Raw genomic sequence first — 1,455 nt, 5'->3', positions numbered from 1 at the left:
CGGCGCAGAGAACTCCGGCGCTTCGCGCCTCCGGGCCAAGGATGCGTTTCCCGCCCGGCCTGAAGGCCGGGATTCCCACGCAAGATCAGGGATGGTGGCGCTGAACTGGGGTGAGCAGGGCGTCGACGCGGGCACCGCGGCCATGGTCGTCAACATCGGCCCGATCGTCATCGCCCTGCTCAGCGGCTGGCTGCTGAAGGAGGGTTTTCCGTCGATGCTGCTGGTGGGGATGGGCGTCTCCTTCGCCGGAGCGGCCGTCGTGGGCATGTCCACCTCGAGCGGCGGTACGTCCTCCCTCACCGGCGTGCTGCTCTGCCTGGTCGCCGCGCTCGCCTACGGCGCCGGGGTGGTCGCGCAGAAGCCCGCGCTCCGGCACGGGACCCCGCTCCAGGTGACGACGTACGGCTGCTTCGTCGGCACGGTCTGCACCCTGCCCTTCGCCGGGCAGCTCGTCAGCCAGCTTCCCCAGGCGCCGCTCGCCGCCACCCTCAACATGCTCTACCTGGGCCTCTTCCCGACCGCCCTGGCCTTCACCACCTGGAGCTACGCCCTGTCGCGCACCACCGCCGGGAAGATGGGCGCCACCACCTACGCGGTGCCCGCCGTCGTGGTGGTCATCGCCTGGTTCGCCCTCGACGAGGTACCCGGCTGGCTGACCCTGCTGGGCGGCGCGATCTGCCTCGCCGGTGTCGCGGTGTCCCGCAAGCGCCGCCGGCCCGCCGACGACGAGGCGGTGACCGCCTCGAAGTAGGGTCGGCGCACACACCGACGCAGGAGGACCGCCGTGGCGACCGGCATCGTGATCGCGCAGACGACCATCGACGACGAGGCCGGGGCGCGGGCGCTGGCGCGGGGTGCGGTGGAGGCCCGGCTGGCCGCCTGCGCGCACATCGACCCGCCCCTCACCGCCGTCTACCGGTGGAAGGGCGCCGTCGAGACGGGCACGGAGTGGCGCGTCTCGTACAAGACCACCGAGGACCGGCTGGCGGCGCTCGGCGAGTGGGTCGCGCGGGAGCACGCCTACGAGGTGCCGGAGTGGATCGTGCTCCCCGTCGACGGCGGCTCGGACGCCTACCTGGCGTGGGTCGCCGCAGAGACCACCCACGGGGGGCGGGCGTCATAGGACGAAGGTGGCCTCGTTCCGGCCCAGGAGATAACCCAGCTGCAATTGGTTGAGTGCGCCCAGTTCCTGCTTGATGGCCGCGATATGGGCCTGGAGGGAGCGTTCGCTGATGCCGATGCGGCGGGCGATGGCCTTGTCCGAATAGCCCTCCACGAGCAGCCTGCTGATGGACTCCCGGATCGCCGGGACCACCTCGTCCGCCGCCTTCGCGGAATCGTACGATGGTCGGTTCGATAACACCGCACTCGTCGAGATCTACCAGAACTGCAACATCTTCAACGACGGCGCCTTCGACGCCCTCAAGGACAAGGAACAGGCCCTCGACGCCGTCA

3 protein-coding genes are annotated in these 1,455 nt (G+C 70.6%); 2 read left to right on the top strand and 1 reads right to left on the bottom strand.

Going from position 1 to position 1,455, the window contains the following annotated elements; translation table 11 throughout:
* Together ACWDYJ_RS36270 and cutA are read left to right on the top strand one after the other, a co-directional pair.
* Positions 1 to 751, top strand: a 751-nt coding sequence (locus ACWDYJ_RS36270; protein WP_451569865.1) for a DMT family transporter, incomplete at its 5' end; no start/stop codon positions are given.
* 33 nt (positions 752 to 784) lie between these two features.
* Positions 785 to 1,123: a divalent-cation tolerance protein CutA gene (gene cutA, locus ACWDYJ_RS36265; RefSeq protein ID WP_451569864.1), complete on the top strand. Its 339-nt coding sequence runs from the start codon at positions 785 to 787 to the stop codon at positions 1,121 to 1,123.
* On the opposite strand, the gene ACWDYJ_RS36260 is transcribed toward cutA, so the two are convergent.
* Entirely contained in the window at positions 1,118 to 1,276 is a 159-nt protein-coding gene (locus tag ACWDYJ_RS36260) for a LuxR C-terminal-related transcriptional regulator (RefSeq protein ID WP_451569863.1), read from the bottom strand. The two genes, cutA and ACWDYJ_RS36260, sit on opposite strands and share 6 nt — an antisense overlap.
* Between the last annotated feature and the right edge of the window lie 179 nt (positions 1,277 to 1,455).

It is taken from the genome of Streptomyces sp. NPDC003042, from assembly GCF_053591315.1.
The sequence above is the reverse complement of the archived record's forward strand: the minus strand, read 5'-3'. Positions and strand labels throughout refer to the sequence as shown.